We start from the raw sequence: 22,428 nt of genomic DNA, 5'->3' as shown, positions 1-22,428 counted from the left end.
GAACGCCACCATGGGTCTCATCCACGAAATCGACTACGGGACGCCGGCCTCCAAGTCCGAAAAGACCGTCTCGGTCTCCATCGACGGTTTCACCGTCAGCGTTCCCGAGGGGACGTCGGTGATGCGGGCTGCCATGGATGCGGGCATCTCCGTACCCAAGCTGTGCGCCACCGACATGGTCGATGCCTTCGGTTCGTGCCGGCTGTGCCTTGTCGAAATCGAGGGTCGCGCGGGCACGCCCGCCTCCTGCACCACGCTGGTCGCCGAGGGCATGGTGGTCCGGACGCAGACCGACCGGCTCAAGACCCTGCGCAAGGGGGTGATGGAGCTCTACATCTCCGACCACCCGCTTGACTGCCTGACCTGTGCAGCCAACGGCGATTGCGAGCTGCAGACCCAGGCCGGTGCCGTGGGGCTGCGCGATGTGCGCTATGGGTACGAAGGCGACAACCACGTCTTCGCAACGCGCGGCGGCGAAAGCAATTTCCGCCACATGCCCAAGGACGAATCCAACCCCTATTTCACCTACGATCCGTCCAAATGCATCGTCTGCTCCCGTTGCGTACGGGCCTGCGAGGAAGTCCAGGGCACGTTCGCGCTGACCATCGAAGGCCGGGGCTTCGACAGCCGGGTCTCGCCGGGCATGCACCAGTCTTTCCTCGACAGCGACTGCGTCTCCTGCGGCGCCTGCGTGCAGGCCTGCCCGACTGCGACGCTCACCGAAAAGTCGGTGATCGAGATCGGCCAGCCGGAGCATTCGGTTATCACCACCTGCGCCTATTGCGGCGTCGGTTGCTCTTTCAAAGCCGAAATGCGCGGCGACGAACTCGTCCGCATGGTGCCGTGGAAGGATGGCAAGGCCAATCGCGGCCATTCCTGCGTCAAGGGGCGGTTCGCGTGGGGCTATGCCACCCACCAGGACCGCATCCTCAACCCCATGGTGCGCGAGAAGATTTCGGACCCCTGGCGCGAAGTGAGCTGGGAGGAGGCCTTTGGCCATATTTCCAGCGAGTTCCGCCGTATCCAGCAAACCTATGGCAAGGGATCGGTGGGCGGCATCACGTCGTCGCGCTGCACCAATGAAGAGACCTATTTGGTGCAGAAGCTGGTCCGCCAGGGCTTCGGCAACAACAATGTCGATACCTGCGCTCGCGTCTGCCACTCGCCGACGGGATATGGGCTCGGCCAGGCTTTCGGGACGTCGGCCGGTACGCAGGATTTCGACTCGGTCGAGGAGACCGATGTGGTCCTGGTGATCGGTGCCAACCCTGCTGCGGCGCACCCGGTCTTTGCCTCCCGGCTCAAGAAGCGCCTGCGTGCCGGGGCCAAGCTTATCGTCATCGACCCACGCCGCACCGAGACCGTGCGCTCCGCCCATGTCGAGGCCGAGTATCACCTGGCGCTGACGCCGGGCACCAACGTCGCCGTGATGACCGCGATTGCCCACGTGATCGTCACCGAAGGGCTGTTCGACGAGTCATTCATTCGCGAGCGCTGCGATTGGTCCGAATTCGAGGACTATGCCGAATTCGTCGCCGACGCGCGCCACAGCCCGGAACAGACCGAGCAATATACCGGCGTCCCGGCCGAGATGGTGCGCCAGGCGGCCCGCCTCTTCGCCACCGGCGGCAATGGCTCGATCTACTATGGCCTGGGCGTCACCGAGCACAGCCAGGGATCGACGACGGTGATGGCCATCGCCAATCTCGCCATGCTGACCGGCAATATCGGCCGGCCCGGCGTCGGCGTGAACCCGCTACGCGGGCAGAACAATGTCCAGGGCTCGTGCGACATGGGCTCGTTCCCGCACGAACTGCCGGGCTATCGCCACGTCTCCGGCGATGCAGCCCGCGAAACCTTCGAAATGCTCTGGGGCGTCAAGCTCGACCGCGAGCCCGGCCTGCGCATTCCCAACATGCTCGATGCCGCCGTCGACGGCACCTTCAAGGCGCTCTACATCCAGGGCGAGGACATCCTTCAGTCAGATCCGGATACCAAGCATGTCTCGGCGGGCCTGGCGGCGATGGAATGCGTCGTGGTCCACGACCTCTTCCTCAACGAAACCGCCAACTACGCGCATGTCTTCCTGCCCGGCTCGACCTTCCTTGAAAAGGACGGCACCTTCACCAATGCCGAGCGCCGCATCAACCGGGTGCGCAAGGTCATGGCGCCGCGCAACGGGCTGGCGGACTGGGAAGTGACGCAGCGGATGGCCCAGGCAATGGGCCTCGAATGGGCCTATACCCACCCCTCCCAGATCATGGACGAAATCGCCAGGACGACACCGAGCTTCTCCGGCGTCTCCTACTCGCGCCTCGAGGAGCTGGGGTCGGTCCAGTGGCCGTGCAACGAGGCAGCGCCCGAAGGCACGCCGATCATGCATATGAACGGCTTCGTCCGCGGTCGCGGCAAGTTCCTGCGCACCGAATATGTGCCGACCGACGAGCGCACCGGACCGCGCTTCCCGCTGCTGCTCACCACGGGCCGAATTCTGTCGCAGTACAATGTGGGCGCTCAAACCCGCCGCACCGCCAACGTGGTCTGGCACGACGAGGACGTTCTGGAGATCCATCCGCACGATGCCGAACAGCGCGGCGTGCGCGAAGGCAATTGGGTGCGCCTGGCCAGCCGCGCTGGCGAAACCACTCTGCGCGCGCATGTTACCGACAAGGTGGCGCCGGGCGTCGTCTACACGACGTTCCACCATCCCGAGACGCAGGCGAATGTCATCACCACCGACTTCTCGGATTGGGCGACCAACTGCCCCGAATACAAGGTGACGGCGGTGCAGGTGAAGCCATCCAATGGCCCTTCGGACTGGCAGACGGAATACGAGGCGCTTTCGCTCCGCTCGCGCCGCATCGCCATGCCGGCGGAGCCTGCCGAATGAGCGTTGCCGGGCGGCCATCCATTACCCGGTTCTCCAGGCTGGCCCGGCGCATGACGGGGTCGGCATGGGCGGACCGCAATGTGCCCGAAGAGGTGCCGGTCGCCCTGTCATTTGCCGGGACAACCCATGCGGTAATGATGGCAAGCCCATCCGATCTGGAGGATTTCGCCCTCGGTTTCTCGCTGACCGAAGGGATCATCGGCGCTGCCGAAGAGATCGAGCGCATGCATGTCGAGCACCTGGAGTCTGGGATCGACATCCAGATGTGGCTGCGCGATGCCGCCAATACGCGCTTCACGGCGCGACGGCGGCGGTTGGCCGGGCCCGTCGGCTGTGGCCTCTGCGGCATTGAATCGATCGAGGAAGCCGTTCGGCCCGTCGCGAAAGTCAGCCAGGACAAGCTGACCCTGTCGGCGGAAGATATCGCGCAGGCAATGCGCCTGTTGGCCAAGGACCAGCCTTTCCACGCCCAGACCGGCGCGGTGCACGCTGCCGGCTTTTTCCGGCCGGGCCGGGGCATTGCGCTGATCCGGGAGGATGTCGGGCGTCACAATGCGCTCGACAAGCTGGCCGGGGCTTTGGCGAAAGCCGGAATTGCCGGGGCGACCGGAGCGATCGCGGTGACGTCGCGGCTGTCCGTCGAGATGGTGCAGAAGGCCGCGGCCATCGGCGCCCCGGCCATCCTGGCGGTTTCCGCCCCCACTGCCCTAGCCATCCGCACCGCTGAGGAGGCGGGAATGACCTTGATTGCCCTGGTGCGAGGGGAAGAGTTCGACGTGTTCACGCATTCTGAACGAGTCACTGCCGGAGGTGACAAGCATGTCGCATGACGACCAGACGGCACGGAAGCTGGTGCGCATGGCCAACCAGATCGGCAGCTTCTTCAGCACGCAATCGGGGCATGATAGGGCGGCTAGCGTGGCCGACCACATCAACAAATTCTGGGAGCCGCGCATGCGCCGGCAGTTCCTCCACCTTTTCGATGCGGGGGCGGAGGGCTTCAGCCCCATTGTGCGTGAGGCGGCCGCGGCAGTGCGACGCCCCGACCCCGGTGACGCGAACGGCCCGTCGGCTTGACGGTCCCCCTCAAAGCGTGGTGAACCCAAGGCCGGGGAAAAAGTCGCCATGCTTCTCGAACGACTGGAACTTTTCATCGCCCTCGCGCGGGAGCGTCATTTTGGTCGCGCGGCCGAGGCCTGCGGCATTACCCAGCCCACCCTGTCATCTGCCATCAAGCAGCTGGAGTCCTCGCTGGGCATCATGCTGGTCAAGCGCGGCTCGCGCTTCGGCGGGCTGACCCCAGAAGGCGAATTGGTGCTCGGCTGGGCGCAGCGCATCGTCGGCGATGCCGTGGCCATGCGCGAGGAGGTCAAGGCATCCCGGCGCGGACTATCGGGACGCATTCGCATCGCCGTCATCCCCACCGCCTTGGCAATGGTCGCCGAGCTGACGACGCCGTTTCGGGAGAAGCATCCCGGCGTCACCTTCTCCATCCTGTCGCGGACCTCGGTGGAAATCCTGTCGCTCGTCGGCAATTTCGACGCCGATATCGGCATTACCTACCTGGACAATGAGCCCCTCGGCCGCGTCATCTCGGTGCCGCTCTACCTGGAGCAATATCACCTCGTTACATCGGAAGGCGGCCCTTTCGCCGATGCCGAGCAGGTCAGCTGGTCCGAGGTCGCCAACCTGCCGCTATGCCTGCTCACGCCCGATATGCAGAACCGGCGCATCATCGACCAGCATCTGGCCGAGGCCGGTGCGACGGTGCGGCCGACGCTGGAATCCAATTCGATGATCGTGCTGTTTTCGCACATCGTGACAGGCAAATGGTCGTCGATCATGCCCGGCCATCTCGTCCGAGCTTTCGATCTATCCAGGACCATCCGCACCATACCCATCGTCGAGCCGGTCGCGAACCACATCGTGGGCGTGGTCGCAGCCCATCGCGATCCGCACACGCCGCTGGTCGCCGCATTTCTCAGCGAGACACTCAAGCTGAACAACCTTCGTCGGACAGCCGAGCAGCCTTAGCTCAGCGTCTTGCTTTTGATCAAGGCGACGGGCTTAGCTCTCTTCACCTCTCCCTTTGGGGGAGAGGTCGACCCTCTTGGGTCGGGTGAGGGGGCCTTTAGGAACTCGGTGCCAAACGAAGGCCCCCTCACCCGGCGCTGCGCGCCGACCTCTCCCCCGAAGGGAGAGGTGAAGGGCGTGCCGCACGCCAAGACATCGCAGAAGCAAATCGAGGGCACAAAAGGCCCTCGATCCTCGCAACAGCTTGGCAGCCTCAGGTTCGTGGCTTGAGGTTTTCCGGGTCGTAGAGTGGCTTGTAGCCCACGCCGGCGACCTCGGCCGGATAGGTCTCGCCGAAATATTCCAGCGTCACCTGGCGGCCGACCTGGCAATGGCTCCAGGGCAGATAGGCCAGCGCGATATTCTTGCCGATGGTGGGGCCATACGCCACCGAGGTGGTGTAGGACCGGCGTCCCAATTCATCGACCAGCGTCTCGCCGGTCGCGGGGTCCATCACCGGCATGATGCCGACGGGGTAGCGGGCAACGCCCTTGCTGTCGACATTGTCGGTCATGATCAAGGTGCACAGCATGGCGGGCTGGTGCTCACGCTCACGGTATTCGACATGCTTGGCCTTGCCGCAGAAGTCGGCTTCCTTGACCTTCGGACGGGCCAGGTCGGCTTCGAGCAGGTTGTACTCGGTCAACAGGTCCGCATTCTGCAGGCGCAGGCTCTTTTCCATGCGGCGGGTATTGGCATAGGTCTCGACGCCCACGGCGATCACGCCGGTCGAACGCAGGGCATCCCAGACCGCCAGCCCGTCTTCATAAGCCATGTGCAGTTCCCAGCCCTGCTCGCCGACATAGGAGATGCGGAAGGCCGTAACGGACTTGCCGGCAATGGTCAGCGGCTTGATGGCGGCGAAGGGGAAGTTCTCAGGCAGCAACACCGAGGGATCTTCCACGAGCTTACTGAGGTTTTCCCGTGCATTGGGGCCCCAGATGCCGATGGTGATGTTCTTTTCGGTCACGTCGGTAATGGTGGCGTTGAAGCCACGATCCTGAGCGACGCGGCGCATATATTGCAGATCGCGGGGACCGGCATCGGCGCCGTTGATCATGCGGATGCGGTCGGCCATGCGGATGACGGTGAAGTCGGCCCGCACCATGCCCTGCTCATCGAGGAAGTGGGTGTAGATGCCCTTGCCGATATTGGCATCGCCGCCAATCTTGGCCGCGCAGAGCCACTCCATCAGCTCGACATGGTCTGGCCCCTCGATGTCGCAGATGTAGAAGTGCGACAGGTTGATGATGCCGCAATTCTCGGTCATTTCGAGATGCTCGGCATTGGACACGCGCCAGAAATGGCGATTGTCCCATTCATTGGCACGGACCGGCACCCGATCGCCGAACTTCTCCAGCAAATGCTCGTTGGCGGCGTAGCCATGGGCGCGCTCCCAGCCGCCCAGCTCCATGAAGTAGCCGCCCAACTCCTTTTCGCGCTCGTAAAACGGCGAACGGCGGATATTGCGGCCACCCGAGAACGGCTCGCGTGGATGCACCGGCGGATTGTAGATCTTCATCGCCGTTTCGGTGCAGCGTTCCTCGATGAACTTCTCGGTCAGCTGGAACGGCGCGAAGCGGGCATAGTCGATCTTGTTGTGGTCGATCGAGGTCCGGCCATCGGTCATCCAGTCCGCAATGAGCTTGCCCATGCCGGGGCCATCCTTGACCCAGATGCCCACGGCGTACCAGAGGCCACGCACCTTCTGGCTCTCACCCATGGATGGGCCGCCATCGGTGGTGGTCTGCAACAGGCCATTGAAGGAATGGCCTTCGTTATAGCCCAACTCGCCCAGGATCGGGGTCAGCTCCATGGCGCGTTCGAGCGGCTCCATGACCTGTTCGAGATCGAGGTCGCGCTGCGATGGCGACAGGCGAGCCTGTTCCTTTTCAAGCAGGTCGCGCGGATGCACGAGGCGGGGATTGTGCTCCTCGTAATAGCCCCACTCGATCTGGCCGCCCTCGGCGGTTGTCGGATCGCCCGTATCGCGCAGGTAGGCCGAGTTGCCCTGGTCGCGCAGGAGGGGATAGCCGATTTCCTTGCCGGTATTGGCGAACCCGTCGTACGGGCCGAAAAAGGTCAGCGGGTGATCGACCGGCATGACCGGCAGGTCCTCGCCCGCCATCTCGGCAATCAGGCGACCCCAGAGGCCGGCGCAGACCACCACGTGGTCGGCCATGATGGTCCCGCGATCGGTGACCACGCCCTTGATGCGACCGTCCTCGATGACCAGCGACTTGGCCGAGGTATTGGCGAAAGCCTGCAGCTTTCCGGCCGTAACGGCCTGGTCGACCAGCTTGCCGGCCACCGTCTGCGAGCGCGGAATGACGAGGCCCGCATCGGGGTCCCACAACCCGCCCTGGATCATGCTCTCCTCGACCACGGGCATCTTTGCCTTGATCTCGGCGGGGTCGATCAGCCGCGCGCGGGTGCCGAAGGCCTTGCCCGATGCAACCTTGCGCTTGATCTCGTCCATGCGCACGTCGTCGCCGACGCGCGCCACTTCGAGGCCGCCCACGCGGGCGTAGTGGCCCATCTTGTCGAAGAAATCGATGGAATAGAGGGTCGTCCAGCAGCTCAGAAAATCATGGCTGGTGGTGTAGCAGAAGTCCGAGGCATGGGCGGTGGAACCGATATCGGTGGGAATACCCGACTTGTCGATGCCCACGATGTCGTCCCAGCCGCGTTCGACCAGGTGATGCGCGATCGAGGCGCCGACGATACCGCCCAATCCGACGATGACGACCCGCGCCTTTTCGGGAAACGCTGCCATTCTCTAGATACTCCCTGGGCGGACTAGTTTGTGAAGACGACCGTGCGATGATGGTTCAGCATCACGCGGCCCTCAAGGTGATACTTGACCGCGCGTGCCAGCACCCTGGACTCGATATCGCGGCCGGTGGCGACGAAGTCTTCCGAAGTCATGGCGTGGCTGACGCGCTCGGTTTCCTGCTCGATGATCGGCCCTTCGTCGAGGTCCGCGGTCACATAGTGGCCGGTTGCGCCGATCAGCTTCACACCACGCTCATGCGCCTGGTGGTATGGCTTGGCGCCCTTGAAGCTGGGCAGGAACGAGTGGTGGATGTTGATGACCATGCCATAGAGGCGGTTGGACAGCTCGTTGGACAGCACCTGCATGTAGCGGGCCAGCACCACGAGTTCCGAGCCGGTCTCCTTGACCAGTTCGATCAACTGCTCTTCGCGCTCGGCCTTGTTGTCCTTGTTCACCGGCCAATAGTAGAACGGGATGCCTTCCTGCTCCGCCGTCCGCCGCGAATCCTCATGGTTTGAGACGATCGCGGCGACCTCCGCATTCAGCCAGCCGACCTTGATCTGGTAGAGCAGATGCAAGAGCCCATGGTCGAACTTGGACACCATGATGATGATCTTGGGCCGGCGCGACAGATCCTCGATCTTGAGCTTCATGTCGAAGCGGTCGACCGACGGCTTGAGGGCCAGCTCGAGCACCTCCCGGCTTGTCGTCTCCGGTACCGCAAAGGCGATGCGGATGAAGAGCTGGTTGGTCTGCCGGTCGCAGAACTGGTTGGATTCAAGGATATTTGCGCCCCGTGAAGCCAGCGCCGTGGTGAGCGCCGCGACAATGCCGGGCTGGTCGAGGCAGCTCAGCTTGAGGATGAACTTGTTCTCGGTCATCTTGGTGTCTCGATTGCGTTGGAGGTCGCCTCAGAGCTGCCGTTCCAGTTCCGGGATCAATTCGAACAGGTCGCCCACCAGGCCATAGTCGGCGATCTGGAAGATCGGCGCGTCCTCGTCCTTGTTGATCGCGACGATGACCTTGGCTTCCTTCATGCCCGCCAGGTGCTGGATGGCGCCGGATATGCCGATGGCGATATAGAGGTCGGGCGCGACGATCTTGCCCGTCTGGCCAACCTGCCAGTCGTTTGGAGCGTAGCCGGCGTCCACCGCGGCACGCGATGCGCCCACTGCGGCGCCGAGCTTGTCGGCGACCGGCAGGATGATTTCGCGGAATTTCTCCAGCGACCCCAGGGCCCGCCCACCCGAAATCACCACGCGCGCCGATCCAAGCTCCGGACGCTCGTTCTTGGCCATCCGGTTTTCAAGGAACACCGATAGCCCCTGGTCAGCGGTGGCGGCAACGGCCTCGATCGGCGCCCCCGCCCCGGCCCCCGCCGGCGCGAAGCCTGCGGTGCGCACGGTGATGACCTTCTTGGCGTCGGTGGACTGCACGGTCTGGATGGCATTGCCGGCGTAGATCGGGCGCTTGAACGTGTCTGATGAGACCACCTCGACGATCTCGGAAACCTGCATCACGTCGAGCAAAGCGGCGACACGCGGAAAGACGTTCTTGCCCGTCGTGGTCGCCGCGGCAACGAAAACCTCATAGCCTGCCGCGATGGAAACGATGAGGTCGGCCAGCGGCTCGGCCAGCTGGTTGGCCAGGGCGTCGCTTTCCGCCAGCAGCACCTTGCGCACCCCGGCAAGCCCGGCGGCCGCAGCAGCGGCGCCCTCCGCCCCCTTGCCGGCGACTAAAATGTCGATGTCACCCCCGATCTTGGCGGCGGCGGTCAGGGCACGCGCAGTCAGCTCGGACAGGGTCGCGTTGTCATGTTCGGCGAGAAGAAGAATTGCCATTTGTGTGTCCTCGCTTGATCAGATGACGCGGGCTTCGTTGCGCAGCTTGTCGACCAGTTCGGCGACGCTGGCGACCTTGATGCCGGCCTTGCGGGTGCCCGGCTCTTCGGTCCTGAGTAACTTGAGGCGCGGCTCGACCGACACGCCGTAGTCGGCGGCAGTCTTTTCCTCGAGCGGCTTCTTCTTGGCCTTCATGATGTTGGGTAGCGAGGCGAAGCGCGGCTCGTTGAGCCGCAGGTCGGCGGTGACGATGGTCGGCAGCTTGACCTCGATCGACTGCAGGCCGCCGTCGACCTCGCGCAGCACCACCGCCTTGTCGTCGCCGAGCTCGACCTTGGAGGCGAACGTGGCCTGCGACCAGCCCAGCAATGCCGAAAGCATCTGCCCGGTCTGGTTGGCGTCATCGTCGATCGCCTGCTTGCCCAGGATCACCAGTCGCGGCGCTTCGGCCTCGACCACGCCCTTGAGAAGTTTTGCGACAGTCAGCGGCTCGACCACGCCATCCACGTTGATCAGGATGCCGCGATCGGCGCCCATGGCCAGGGCGGTGCGCAGGGTGTCCTGCGCCTGTGCCGGCCCGATGGACACCACTATGATCTCGGTCACCTTCCCGGCTTCCTTGAGCCTAATGGCCTCCTCGACGGCGATCTCATCAAAGGGGTTCATCGACATCTTGACGTTGGCCAGGTCGACACCTGAACCGTCGGCTTTAACACGGATTTTGACGTTGAAGTCGACCACGCGTTTTACAGGCACCAGAACTTTCATCTTCAATCCATTCCAAACCGGACCGACGGGCTATTGAGCCAGCCCCTGCATCTTGCACGGAGCATTGCGACACAATCAGCCACTTGCACAGAACGTTTGCGTCAAATTTGGATTAGCGATACGACATCGGCCGGGGAGAACGTCAGCGAGGGGATGCGATGGACGCCAAGGTACGGGGCAACCGGACGAGCGCGGCGGCATCGCGGGTCTATAGACCGCGCGCCGAGGGACCCAGGCTTTCGGTGGGTTTCATCCTCGCCAAGCGCTTCACTCTTTGCGCTTTTGCCAACTTCGTCGACGTGCTTCGCCTGGCCGCGGACGAAGGTGACCGCAGCCGCCCGATCATGTGCGGCTGGACCGTGCTGTCCGACACCATGAGCGCTGTCCCATCCAGCAGCGGCATCACCGTCCACCCCAATGAGCGCCTCGGCGATCCTACCAAATTCGACTACATCGTCGTCATCGGTGGCGTGATGGACGATATGTCCGGCCTGGGCCCGGAATATACCGCCTATCTGGAAAAGGCCGCGGCGGCCGGCGTTCCGTTGGTCGGCGTCTGCACTGGCGGCTTCCTGCTGCACAAGGCCGGCCTGATGGATGGCTACCGCTGCTGCGTCAGCTGGTTCCACCATGCCGATTTCCTCGAGCAGTTCGACGGACTGGACCCGGTTTCGGACCAGATCTTCATCGACGACGGCGACCGGCTGACCTGCTCGGGCGGCGCAAGCTCCGCGCATCTGGCCGCGTATCTCGTGGAAAAGCATGTGGGTCGCGCCCAGGCCAGCAAGAGCCTCCATATCATGATCATCGACGACGCCATGCGGCCGGAAAAGCCGCAGCCGGGCGTATCGATGGACATTTCCACCCGCGATCCGATGGTGATGCGCGCCCTGCTGCTGATGCAGCAGAACATCGACAATCCGCTATCGGTTTCGGAACTGGCGCGCCGCATGGGCCATAGCAAGCGCCAACTGGAGCGGCACTTCCGCACCGCCCTGGGCGCGTCCCCCCAGGCGGCATTCCTCCAGATCCGTCTCACCTTCGCCCATCATCTGATTGAAACCACGGACAAATCCGTCGCGGCAATCGCGGTTGAATGCGGCTTTTGTGACTCGTCGCATCTGAGCCGCATGTTCCGGCAGCGCTTCAATCATACGCCGCACGAATTGCGCAAACGCGCGCCGGTTGCCGATCGCGTGGTGGAAGCCGCCTGACTGTCGCATTTGTCGGGTCGGTACGGAGGCACTTCCGCCGCCTTGGCGTTTTTGTGCGATCCGTTTGACGCAAATATCCTGTGCCGCGCCCTCCAATGTCGCAATGATACCTCAACACTAGTCGTTCGAGGTAGGCGATGACCCGCTTTTCGTTCCCGTCACTGCTCGGCAATGCCCTGACGGGTCACAAGAACTGGCAGCCGCAATGGCCGGACGCGCAGCCCAAGGCTGAGTATGACGTCGTCATCGTCGGCGCTGGCGGCCACGGGCTTGGCGCGGCCTACTACCTCGCCAAGGAACACGGCATCACCAATGTCGCCATCATCGACAAGGGTTGGCTGGGCGGCGGCAATACCGGTCGCAACACCACCATCATCCGCTCCAACTACCTCTATGACGAAAGCGCGATGCTCTACGAGCATTCGATGAAGCTGTGGGAAGGGCTGACGCAGGAACTCAACTACAACGTCATGTTCTCGCAGCGCGGCGTGATGATGCTGGCGCATAATGTGCACGACGTGCAGAGCTTCAAGCGCCACGTGCATTCCAACCGTCTCAATGGCATCGACAACGAGTGGCTGACGCCCGAGCAGGCCAAGGAATTCTGCCCGCCGCTCGATATCTCGACCACCGCCCGCTATCCCGTCATGGGCGCCGCGCTGCAGCGCCGCGGCGGCGTGGCTCGCCATGACGCGGTCGCCTGGGGCTATGCGCGCGGCGCGGCGGCCCGGGGCGTCGACATCATCCAGAACTGCCCCGTCACGGCCATCCGGCGCGACGCTTCGGGCAAGGCGATCGGCGTCGAAACCGCCCGTGGCTTCATCAAGGCCAAGAAGGTCGCCGTCTCCGCCGCTGGTCATACTTCGGTGGTGATGGAGTCGGCGGGCGTGCGGCTGCCGCTCGAGAGCTTTCCGCTGCAGGCGCTGGTATCCGAGCCGGTCAAGCCGATCTTCCCCTGCGTGGTCATGTCCAACTCGGTGCATGCCTACATTTCGCAGTCGGACAAGGGCGAGCTGGTCATCGGCTCGGGCACCGACCAATACGTGTCCTACAGCCAGCGCGGCGGCCTGCCGCTCATCGAGCACACGGTTGCCGCCATCTGCGAAATCTTCCCGATCTTCACCCGCATGCGCATGCTGCGCAAATGGGGCGGCATCGTCGACGTGACCCCGGATCGCTCGCCGATCCTCGGCAAGACCCCGGTTCCCGGACTCTACGTCAACTGCGGTTGGGGCACCGGTGGCTTCAAGGCCACGCCCGGCTCGGCCAACGTTTTCGCCCACACGATCGCGCGCGACGAGCCGCATCCGATCAACGCACCATTCACGCTGGAGCGGTTCACCACCGGCCGGCTCATCGACGAAGCTGCCGCCGCAGCCGTCGCGCACTGAGGGGCTACACCCATGCTGCTCATCCACTGCCCCTATTGCGACGCCGAGCGCCCCGAGGTCGAATTCACCTATGGCGGCCAGGCTCATATCGCCCGCCCGCAGGACCCCTCGACCTTCACCGACGAGCAATGGCGTGACCACCTGTTCATCCGCACCAACCCACGCGGCATCCATGCCGAACGCTGGCGCCACATTCACGGCTGCGGCCGCTTCTTCAATGCGGTCCGCGACACCGTCACCGACAAGTTCGTCTTCACCTACAAGGCGGGCCAGCCACGCCCCGACCTGACCGGCAACGAGGGGGCTCGCTGATGGGCAACTTCCGCATCCCCGGCGCTGGCCGCGTCAATCACAACAAGTCGGTGCAGTTCACCTTCAACGGCAGAACCATTATGGGTCTCGAGGGCGACACCGTCGCTTCAGCCCTGCTGGCCAGCGGCCAGCACCTGGTCGGTCGCTCGTTCAAGTATCACCGCCCGCGCGGCATCCTGTCGGCCGGCTCGGAAGAGCCTAACGCGCTGCTCGGCATCGACCACGGCCCTGCCCGCGTCGAGCCGAACACCCGCGCCACGGTCATCGAGGTTTCCCAGGGCCTCAAGACCATCAGCCAGAACCACTGGCCATCGCTGGAGCGCGACGTCGGCGCCATCAACGACGTGCTCTACATGCTGTTCTCGGCCGGCTTCTACTACAAGACCTTCATGTGGCCGAAGAGCTTCTGGAACAAGGTCTACGAGCCGATCATCCGCAGCACCGCGGGCCTGGGCAAGTCGCCCGTCGAACCCGATCCGGACACCTATTCCAGCCGCTTCTTCCATTGCGACGTTCTGGTTGTGGGCGCCGGCCCAGCCGGTCTTGCCGCTGCCCTCGCCGCCGGTCGCACTGGCGCCAAGGTCATGCTGGCCGACGAGCAGGCTGAACTCGGCGGCTCGCTATTGTCGGAAACCGATGCCGGCATCGACGGCAAGACCGGCTGGGAATGGCTCAAGGCCAGCGTCGACGAACTGGCCGGCATGGCCAATGTCACCCTCCTGCCCCGCACCACGGCGATTGGCTATTATCACCAGAACTTCGTCGGCCTCTGCCAGCGCATCACCGACCACCTCGCTTCGGCGCCGCAAGGCACGCCGCGCGAACGCATGTGGAAGGTCCGCGCCAAGCAGGTCGTGCTGGCCCAGGGTTCGATCGAAAAGCCGCTGGTGTTCGACGGCAATGATCGCCCCGGCGTCATGCTGGCCAGCGCCGCCCGCACCTATCTCAACCGCTACGGCGTCAAGGTCGGCAACAATCCCGTCGTCGTGACCTCGCATGACAGCGCCTGGCTGGCGGCCTTCGACCTGGCCCGAGCCGGGGTCAAGGTCGGCGCCATCATCGACATCCGCAGCGACGTGCCGACCGAGCTCAAGGCCACGGCAACCGCCTTGGGCATCGAGGTGCTGGCCGGCTGGACCGTGACCGGCACCAAGGGCCGCCTGCGCGTCTCCTCGGTTCGCGCCAAGCCAATCAATGGCAGCTCGGGCCAGGCACGTGAATTTGCCTGCGACGCCCTGCTGATGAGCGGCGGCTGGAACCCCAGCCTGCACCTGTTCTCCCACACCCAGGGCAAGCTCGAATGGCGCGAGGATGGCCAGGTCTTCCTGCCGTCCAAGCATGTCGAGCAGAGCCGCTGCGCCGGTGCGGGCAATGGTGACTTCGGCCTCGCCACCGCGCTCGCCGAAGGTACGGCCGCTGGCCTCGCCGCAGCAGCCGATGCCGGCTTCACCGGCACTGCTCCGACCTATGCCGTCACCGGCGAGTTCGCTCTCACCGGCACGTCGAGCCGCGAGCTGCCGACCGACAAGAACACCTCCACCGCCAAGGCCTTCGTCGATTTCCAGAACGACGTCACCGCCAAGGATATCCGCCTTGCCGTGCGCGAAGGCTTCCGCTCCATCGAGCACGTCAAGCGCTACACCACCAACGGCATGGCGACCGACCAGGGCAAGACGTCCAACATCAACGGCCTGATCATCGCGGCCGACGCCGTGCAGAAGCCGGCGCCCCAGGTTGGCCTGACAACGTTCCGCCCGCCCTACACGCCAACCACCTTCGGCGCCTTTGCCGGCTACAACCGCGGCCGCCTGTTCGACGTGACGCGCAAGACCTCCATCGACAGCTGGGCCGAGGAACAGGGCGCGGTGTTCGAGCCGGTCGCGCTGTGGCGCCGTGCCTGGTATTTCCCCAAGCCGGGCGAGGACATGCATGCCGCGGTGGCCCGCGAATGCAAGGCGACGCGTGACTCGCTGGGCATTTTCGACGCTTCGACGCTGGGCAAGATCGAGATTGTAGGCCCCGACGCCGCCGAATTCCTCAATCGCATGTACACCAACCCCTGGAGCAAGCTGCAGCCCGGCCGCACCCGCTATGGCGTGCTGCTCGGCGAGGACGGCTTCATACGTGACGACGGTGTCATCGGCCGCCTGACAACGGACCGCTTCCACGTCACTACCACCACCGGCGGCGCTGCCCGCGTGCTCAACATGATGGAGGACTACCTCCAGACCGAGTTCCCCGAACTCAAGGTCTGGCTGACCTCTACCACCGAGCAGTGGTCGGTCATCGCCGTCAACGGCCCCAATGCCCGAAACCTCCTGGCGCCGCTGATCGAAGGCATCGACCTCTCGGAAGAAGCCTTCCCCCATATGTCGATCGCCGAAGGCAAGATCGCGGGCGTACCAACCCGCCTGTTCCGCATGAGCTTTACCGGTGAGCGCGGCTACGAGGTCAATGTCCCCTCCCGCTACGGCCGTGCCATCTGGGAAAGGCTGATCGCCGAGGGCCAGAAATACGGCATTACACCTTACGGCACCGAGACCATGCACGTGCTGCGCGCCGAAAAGGGCTACATCATCGTCGGCCAGGATACCGACGGCACGCTGACGCCTGACGATGCCGGCCTCGGCTGGGCCATCGGCAAGGCCAAGCCCGACTTCGTCGGCAAGCGCTCGCTGAGCCGCCCCGACATGCTCAAGGCAGATCGCAAGCAACTTGTCGGCTTGCTGACAGAAAACCCCAAGACGTTGCTGGAAGAAGGCGCGCAGATCGTGCTCGATCCGAACCAGCCGGTCCCCATGAAAATGGTCGGCCACGTCACTTCGTCGTACTGGAGCGTGGCGCTGAACCGGTCGATCGCCTTGGCAGTGATCGAAGGCGGCAACAGCCGCATGGGCGAGACCGTCCACATCCCTATGCCATCAGGAACCCTGCGCGCCCAGATCACGGGCACGGTGTTCTTCGACCCCGAAAACAAGCGTTTGAGCGCGTAAGGACCACATGATGCAGGAACATCATCCTCTGGTTGGCCGCCAGCTGGCCGCCGCGAATGCTCCAGTCACCATCCGCCCGGTGGAGAACTGCGCCCGCTTCAACCTGCGTATCGATCCGGCCAACCTGGCTGCCGCGTCGGCCGTGTGGGGCACCGCCCTGCCCGCGACGATCGGCGGACTGGTGTGGTCCGGCGAGCGCCTCGCCGCCTGCATTGGTCCCGACGAATGGTTCCTGATCGCCCCGCTGGCTGATCGTGACGCCATCGAAACGGCATTCGCCGAGCTCTATGCCACGACGATCCATAGCCTCGTCGATGTCGGACATCGCGAAGTCGGCATCGCCGTGGAGGGCCCCGCCGCGGCCGACGCGCTGCAATCGAGCATCGCCTTCGAAGTCGGCGCCATGGTTGTGGGCGAAGCCCGCCGCACCATTATCGACCGGGTCCAGATCATCCTGTTGCGCGAAGCCGAAACCCGCTTCCGCGTCGAGGTCTGGCACTCGTTCTCCGACCACGTCTGGCACCTGCTTGCCGGCATCTGTCGCGAATACGAATTGGGCGTCTGACGCCCCTGAGGGAGGATAGAATGCTTCACACCAAGACGCCGGGCGGCCTGACCGACCTTGCCGTTGCCGCTTCGATCGACCGCGAGCTGGGCCGCCAGCAGAACCAGATCGAGCTCATCGCTTCGGAAAACATCGTGTCCCGTAATGTGCTGCTGGCACAGGGTTCGGTGCTGACCAACAAGTATGCCGAGGGTTATCCCGGCAAGCGCTACTATGGCGGCTGCGAGTTCGTCGACGAGGTCGAAACTATCGCCATCGAACGGGCCAAGGAGCTGTTCGGGGCGGCCTATGCCAATGTCCAGCCCCATTCGGGCGCTCAGGCTAACCAGGCCGTCTACTTCGCCCTGCTCCAGCCGGGCGACCGGATCATGGGCATGTCGCTGGCCCATGGCGGCCACCTGACCCATGGCTCGCCTGTCACCATGTCGGGCAAGTGGTTCGAGGTGTCGAGCTACCAGGTGCGCGAAGACAACCAGCTGATCGACTACGATCAGGTCCGTGCGGTGGCGCTCGAAACACAGCCTAAGCTGATCGTCGCCGGAGCTTCGGCCTATCCGCGCGCCATCGACTTCGCCTTCTTCCGCAAGGTGGCGGACGAAGTGGGTGCCTATCTCATGGTCGACATGGCCCACTATGCGGGCCTCGTCGCTGCAGGCGTCTATCCCGACCCGATGCCGCATGCTCATGTCGTCACGACCACGACGCACAAGACCCTGCGCGGTCCGCGTGGCGGCATGATCCTCACCAATGGCGAGGCCCTGGCCAAGAAGTTCAACTCGGCCGTGTTCCCGGGCAACCAGGGTGGCCCGCTGATGCATGTCATCGCCGCCAAGGCGGTGGCGTTCGGCGAAGCGCTCGACCCAAGCTTCAAAATCTACGCCCAGGACGTCGTCGCCAATGCGCGGGCTCTCGCCGAGACGCTGATCGCTGGCGGGCTCAATATCGTCTCTGGCGGCACTGACAGCCACATGGTTCTCGTCGACCTCCGCCCCAAGGGCGTCAAGGGCCGCGATGCCGAACATGCGCTCGAACGCGCCGGGCTGACCTGCAACAAGAACGCCATTCCGTTCGATCCGGAAAAGCCGGCGGTCACCTCGGGTGTGCGCCTGGGCACCTCGGCCGGCACGACGCGCGGCTTCGGCCAGGAGGAATTCAAGCGCGTGGGCGAACTGATCCTCCAGGTCGTCGATGCACTGGCCTTAGCCGGCCCCGAAGGTGACGCTGCGGTTGAAAAGGCTGTCCTGGCCGAAGTCCAGGACATCTGCGTCCGCTTTCCCATCTACCAGTAACGACGGCCTGAACCCCGTCGGGCGCTTTCCGGGCGCCCGACCGCGCTCCCCTGCAAGGCGAGACCCGGTACCGTGTTCCTAAGCGTTTTTGACGTCTTCAAAATCGGTATCGGACCATCCTCATCGCATACGATGGGGCCCATGACGGCTGCCGTCAGCTTCCTTCAGCTGCTCCAGCATGCCCCTTTGCGCCAACAGGCGACCGGCGTCCGCGTCAGCCTCCATGGCTCCCTTGCCTTCACCGGAAAGGGCCATGCCACCGATCGCGCCGTGGCCTTGGGTTTGCTGGGCTGGCTTCCCGCCAAGCTCGACATCGACAAGGCCGAGCAGCAATTGCTCGACCTCCAGGTCAGCCATCGGCTCGAACACGCCGGCCTGCCGCCCCTCGTCTTCGACCCGGCCAGCGACATCGTTTTCGACTATGGCCCGCCTTTGCCCGGCCACGCCAACGGCCTCATCTTCACCGCTTATGATGCCGCGGGCGAAACGCTGCTGAGCGAGACCTACTATTCCATCGGCGGTGGCTTCGTGGTGACGGCGGCCGAGCGCGAACAGCCCAAAGCCAGCGCAACCAATGGCGACATCAGCTGGCCCTATCCGTTCAAGAATGCCGTCAGCATGCTCGCGATGGCCCAGGACAGCGGCCGCTCCATCGCCAGCATGAAGCGCGAGAACGAAGCCCAGTTGCGCACCCATGCCGATGTGGAAGCCGACGTCGCCAATATCTGGTCGGTCATGAATGGCTGCATCGAGCGCGGGCTGTCGCTCGATGGCGAACTGCCTGGGGGCCTCAAGGTCAAGCGCCGCGCGCGCCGCATTCATCAGCAATTGCAGGCCGAAAAGCTCACCAATTCGGGCCAGCCGCATGCCGCATCGGACTGGCTCAGCGTCTATGCCATGGCCGTCAACGAGGAAAACGCGGCCGGCGGACAGGTCGTCACCTCGCCCACCAATGGGGCGGCCGGCGTGGTGCCTTCGGTGCTGCGCTACTATCTCGACCATTGCCATGGCGCCGATCCGGCCAAGGTCTCCGACTTCCTGCTGACCGCCGCCGCTATCGGCGGCCTCATCAAGCACAACGCTTCCATTTCCGGCGCTGAAGCCGGCTGCCAAGGCGAAGTGGGTTCGGCTGCCGCAATGGCCGCGGCCGGCCTCTGCGCCGTGCTGGGCGGGACGCCCGAGCAGGTGGAGAACGCCGCCGAGATCGCCCTCGAACATCACCTGGGCATGACCTGCGACCCGGTCGCCGGCCTGGTCCAGGTCCCCTGCATCGAGCGCAATGGCATCGGCGCCACCAAGGCCGTAGCCGCCGCGTCACTGGCGCTTCGGGGCGACGGATCACATTTCATGCCGCTCGACAACTGCATCGAGGCAATGCGCCAGACCGGCGAAGAGATGAACACCAAATTCAAGGAAACCAGTCTGGGAGGACTGGCGGTCAACCTGCCCGAATGCTGAGGCAGCCCATAACCAGAAGCGAGGAGAACGGATATGAGCAAGAATCGTGGCGTGGTCTATGTCGGACCCGGCAAGGTCGAGGTGCGCGACATCGAGGATGCCAAGCTGATGGCGCCAGACGGTCGTCGCATCGAACATGGCGTCATCCTCAAGGTGATCTCGACCAATATCTGCGGGTCCGACCAGCACATGGTGCGCGGTCGAACCACCGCCGAGCCCGGTCTCGTGCTGGGCCATGAAATCACCGGCCGGATCATCGAAAAGGGCCGCGACGTCGAGATGCTCGACGTCGGCGACATCGTGTCGGTGCCGTTCAACGTGGCCTGCGGCCGCTGCGCCTGCTGCAAGTCGCAGGACACCGGCGTCTGCCTCACCGTCAATCCATCGCGCGCCGGCGGCGCCTATGGCTATGTCGACATGGGCGGCTGGATCGGCGGCCAGGCCCGCTACGTGACCGTGCCCTATGCCGATTTCAACCTGCTGAAATTCCCCGACCGCGATCGCGCCATGAGCAAGATCCGCGATCTCACCATGCTGTCCGACATCCTGCCGACCGGCTTCCACGGCGCGGTCAAGGCCGGTGTCGGCGTCGGCTCGACGGTCTATGTTGCCGGTGCCGGCCCGGTGGGCTTGGCTGCGGCAGCCTCTGCCCGCATCCTGGGCGCTGCCGTCGTCATGATCGGCGATTTCAACAAGGACCGTCTCGCCCACGCGTCCAAGATGGGCTTCGAGGCGATCGACCTGTCCAAGAGCGATCGCCTCGGCGACATGATCGCCCAGGTCACAGGTTCGGATGAAGTCGATAGCGCCATCGACGCGGTCGGCTTCGAGGCACGCGGCCATTCCGGCGGCGAGCAGCCGGCCATCGTCCTCAACCAGATGATGGAAATCACCCGCCCTGCCGGATCGATCGGCATTCCTGGCCTTTACGTCACCGAAGATCCGGGCGCAGTGGACGCCGCCGCCAAGCATGGCAGCCTGTCGCTGCGCTTCGGCCTGGGCTGGGCCAAGGCACAATCCTTCCACACCGGCCAGACCCCGGTGCTGAAATACAACCGCCAGCTGATGCAGGCCATCCTGCATGATCGCCTGCCCATCGCCGATATCGTCAATGCGCGCATCATCTCGCTGGACGATGCTGCCCAGGGCTACGAGACGTTCGACCAGGGCGCAGCCGTCAAGTTCGTACTCGATCCGCACGGCGAACTGGCTGCCTAGCAGCAAGCCAGCGGCCTCCGGTCAAGTGCCGGGGGCCGCAGCGCGGATTGGAGCCCTATTGTCTGCCTGCTATTTTGCGGCTCTACCTTGCCGGACTGACTCAACTGGGGCCTTCCATGACTGACACCCGCGCCGCTCTCGATGCCATGCTTGCCGAGCTGGAGATCACCCCGATCACCATCGAGCATCCCCCAGTCCACACGGTCGAAGAAGCCCTGCCTTACTGGAGCGCGCTTGAAGGCGTCCACACCAAGAACCTGCTGCTCAAGGGCGCCAAGGGCGGGCTTTGGCTGGTCTGTGTCCCGACCGATCGCCGGCTGGATCTCAAGGCTCTGGCCGCCCATGTCGGCGCCAAGAAGTTCTCCTTTGCCAGCGGCGAGACCCTGCTCGAAGCGCTGAATGTGGTTCAGGGTTCGGTCAGTCCGCTGGCCCTCATCAACGACAAGGCGAATGCCGTGCAGCTGGTGCTGGCCGCCGACATGATGAGCAAGCCGCGCATCACGGTACATCCGCTCGTCAATACCGCCACCGTTTCGGTGACCAGCGCGGAACTGCTGAGGTTTGTAGAAGCCACAGGCCATCGCGCCGAGATCGTCGACTTTGACCGCCTGCCTGCCAGCTGACCGCGGCTAGACAGCAGCCTTTCGCTCGTTGCTGGGCGTATGGCCAAAATGGTCGAGATAACTCTGCGAAAAATACGACGCCGAGCTGAAGCCGCTCGCCATGGCGATATCCAGGATCGGCATGCGCGTTTGCCGCAACAACTGGCAAGCGTGGTCCAGCCGGATCTTGATGTAATGCCGGTTTGGTGACGTGCCCAGATGCTTGAGGAACAGCCGTTCGAGCTGCCGTGGTGATACGCCCACCCCGCGGGCGAATTCCTCCATGGTTTGAGGCCGATCGATCGCCCGCTCCATCAACGCGATGACGCGCAACAGCTTGGGGTCGGCGACTCCGAGGCGCGTGCGCATGTCCATGCGCTGGCGCTCGCTGGCCTCGCGCACCCGATGCAGGATGAGCTGGTCGGTGACTGCCGTTGCGACGACCTCGCCATGGTCCCGCTTGATCAGCGACAGCATCATGTCGGCCGCCGCGACGCCGCCCGCGCAGGTGAAGCGGTCGCCATCTATTTCGAACAGGTCCTCGCCCACATCCAGGTCGGGAAAATCGGCCTGCAGCCCGGGGCGGTTCTCCCAGTGGATCGTACACCGGCGTCCGTCGAGAAGCCCCGCTTTTGCCAGCACATAGGCGCCGGTGCAGACGGCGCCTGGCGCCGCGCCAAACTTCACCAGCTTGCGCACTACCGCGATCAGGCTGCGATGATCCAGCTGCTGCACGTCCACGCCTGAACACACCACCACTGCATCGAGGCTCTCTGCCTCGCGAAAGCCGTGATCAACGCCGACCCGGACACCGTTTGATGCCTCTGCGGTCTTGCCGTCTTCGGAAAACAGCAACCAGTCATAGAGCTTGCGCCCAGTGGCCCGATTGGCAAGCCGCAACGGCTCGAGCGCGGCAGTGAACGCGATCATCGAGAACTGCTCGGTCAGCATGAAGCCGAACATCTGAGGATCTGAACGCTGCATGCGGCCACCCATGAGATAATGTCGCAAAATCTAAAGCAGCTGTCGCCCCGCATC

The 22,428-nt window shown here is 64.2% G+C and carries 18 protein-coding genes; 13 read left to right on the top strand and 5 right to left on the bottom strand.

Going from position 1 to position 22,428, the window contains the following annotated elements; genetic code table 11:
• Positions 1-10: 10 nt before the first annotated feature.
• Genes fdhF through JI749_RS09315 form a run of 4 tightly spaced genes read left to right on the top strand, consistent with a single transcriptional unit; the run spans position 11 to position 4,924 of the window.
• Positions 11-2,890, top strand: coding sequence for a formate dehydrogenase subunit alpha (fdhF, locus tag JI749_RS09330; protein WP_201652519.1), 2,880 nt, complete (start codon positions 11-13; stop codon positions 2,888-2,890).
• Positions 2,887-3,720, top strand: coding sequence for a formate dehydrogenase accessory sulfurtransferase FdhD (fdhD, locus tag JI749_RS09325; RefSeq protein WP_201652517.1), 834 nt, complete (start codon positions 2,887-2,889; stop codon positions 3,718-3,720). Before fdhF ends, fdhD begins: the two co-directional genes overlap by 4 nt.
• Positions 3,710-3,967 (top strand): formate dehydrogenase subunit delta, encoded by a 258-nt coding sequence (locus JI749_RS09320; RefSeq protein ID WP_201652514.1) that lies wholly within the window; start codon positions 3,710-3,712, stop codon positions 3,965-3,967. The genes fdhD and JI749_RS09320 overlap by 11 nt, the downstream gene beginning before the upstream one ends.
• A gap of 48 nt (positions 3,968-4,015) precedes the next feature.
• Positions 4,016-4,924, top strand: a complete 909-nt coding sequence (locus JI749_RS09315; protein WP_201652511.1) for a LysR family transcriptional regulator — start codon at positions 4,016-4,018, stop codon at positions 4,922-4,924.
• 253 nt (positions 4,925-5,177) lie between these two features.
• Here JI749_RS09315 and JI749_RS09310 read toward each other — a convergent pair whose 3' ends face one another.
• Genes JI749_RS09310 through JI749_RS09295 form a run of 4 tightly spaced genes read right to left on the bottom strand, consistent with a single transcriptional unit; the run spans position 5,178 to position 10,348 of the window.
• Complete coding sequence (locus JI749_RS09310) at positions 5,178-7,739, bottom strand: GcvT family protein (protein ID WP_201652509.1); 2,562 nt, start codon at positions 7,737-7,739, stop codon at positions 5,178-5,180.
• Between the two features lie 23 nt (positions 7,740-7,762).
• Positions 7,763-8,620, bottom strand: a complete 858-nt coding sequence (purU, locus tag JI749_RS09305) for a formyltetrahydrofolate deformylase (RefSeq protein ID WP_201652506.1) — start codon at positions 8,618-8,620, stop codon at positions 7,763-7,765.
• A 30-nt stretch (positions 8,621-8,650) separates the two neighbouring features.
• The gene (locus JI749_RS09300) at positions 8,651-9,580 is read right to left on the bottom strand and encodes an electron transfer flavoprotein subunit alpha/FixB family protein (protein ID WP_201652503.1); all 930 of its coding nucleotides are present in this window, start codon (positions 9,578-9,580) and stop codon (positions 8,651-8,653) included.
• A gap of 18 nt (positions 9,581-9,598) precedes the next feature.
• Positions 9,599-10,348 (bottom strand): electron transfer flavoprotein subunit beta/FixA family protein, encoded by a 750-nt coding sequence (locus tag JI749_RS09295; RefSeq protein WP_201652500.1) that lies wholly within the window; start codon positions 10,346-10,348, stop codon positions 9,599-9,601.
• A gap of 158 nt (positions 10,349-10,506) precedes the next feature.
• On the opposite strand from JI749_RS09295, the gene JI749_RS09290 reads away from it, so the two are divergent.
• From JI749_RS09290 to JI749_RS09250, 9 genes are all read left to right on the top strand, one after another.
• Positions 10,507-11,562 (top strand): GlxA family transcriptional regulator, encoded by a 1,056-nt coding sequence (locus tag JI749_RS09290; RefSeq protein WP_201652497.1) that lies wholly within the window; start codon positions 10,507-10,509, stop codon positions 11,560-11,562.
• Positions 11,563-11,699: 137 nt separating this feature from the next.
• Positions 11,700-12,953, top strand: a complete 1,254-nt coding sequence (locus JI749_RS09285; protein WP_201652494.1) for a sarcosine oxidase subunit beta family protein — start codon at positions 11,700-11,702, stop codon at positions 12,951-12,953.
• A gap of 12 nt (positions 12,954-12,965) precedes the next feature.
• Positions 12,966-13,265, top strand: coding sequence for a sarcosine oxidase subunit delta (locus tag JI749_RS09280; protein ID WP_201652491.1), 300 nt, complete (start codon positions 12,966-12,968; stop codon positions 13,263-13,265).
• Entirely contained in the window at positions 13,265-16,258 is a 2,994-nt protein-coding gene (locus JI749_RS09275; protein WP_201652488.1) for a sarcosine oxidase subunit alpha, read from the top strand. The genes JI749_RS09280 and JI749_RS09275 overlap by 1 nt, the downstream gene beginning before the upstream one ends.
• Positions 16,259-16,268: 10 nt before the next feature.
• On the top strand, positions 16,269-16,823 hold the full coding sequence (locus JI749_RS09270) for a sarcosine oxidase subunit gamma (RefSeq protein WP_233280719.1): 555 nt from the start codon (positions 16,269-16,271) through the stop codon (positions 16,821-16,823).
• Between the two features lie 20 nt (positions 16,824-16,843).
• Positions 16,844-18,112: a serine hydroxymethyltransferase gene (gene glyA, locus JI749_RS09265; RefSeq protein ID WP_201652482.1), complete on the top strand. Its 1,269-nt coding sequence runs from the start codon at positions 16,844-16,846 to the stop codon at positions 18,110-18,112.
• Between the two features lie 72 nt (positions 18,113-18,184).
• Positions 18,185-19,570, top strand: coding sequence for an L-serine ammonia-lyase (locus JI749_RS09260; protein ID WP_201652479.1), 1,386 nt, complete (start codon positions 18,185-18,187; stop codon positions 19,568-19,570).
• A gap of 33 nt (positions 19,571-19,603) precedes the next feature.
• Entirely contained in the window at positions 19,604-20,788 is a 1,185-nt protein-coding gene (gene fdhA, locus JI749_RS09255; RefSeq protein WP_201652476.1) for a formaldehyde dehydrogenase, glutathione-independent, read from the top strand.
• A 116-nt stretch (positions 20,789-20,904) separates the two neighbouring features.
• On the top strand, positions 20,905-21,411 hold the full coding sequence (locus JI749_RS09250; RefSeq protein ID WP_201652473.1) for a prolyl-tRNA synthetase associated domain-containing protein: 507 nt from the start codon (positions 20,905-20,907) through the stop codon (positions 21,409-21,411).
• A gap of 6 nt (positions 21,412-21,417) precedes the next feature.
• Here JI749_RS09250 and JI749_RS09245 read toward each other — a convergent pair whose 3' ends face one another.
• Complete coding sequence (locus tag JI749_RS09245; RefSeq protein ID WP_233280718.1) at positions 21,418-22,374, bottom strand: GlxA family transcriptional regulator; 957 nt, start codon at positions 22,372-22,374, stop codon at positions 21,418-21,420.
• Positions 22,375-22,428 lie beyond the last annotated feature (54 nt).

The sequence above is a fragment of the Devosia oryziradicis genome (assembly GCF_016698645.1).
Taxonomy (GTDB): domain Bacteria; phylum Pseudomonadota; class Alphaproteobacteria; order Rhizobiales; family Devosiaceae; genus Devosia; species Devosia oryziradicis.
This window is presented reverse-complemented; position numbering and strand designations above follow the sequence as displayed.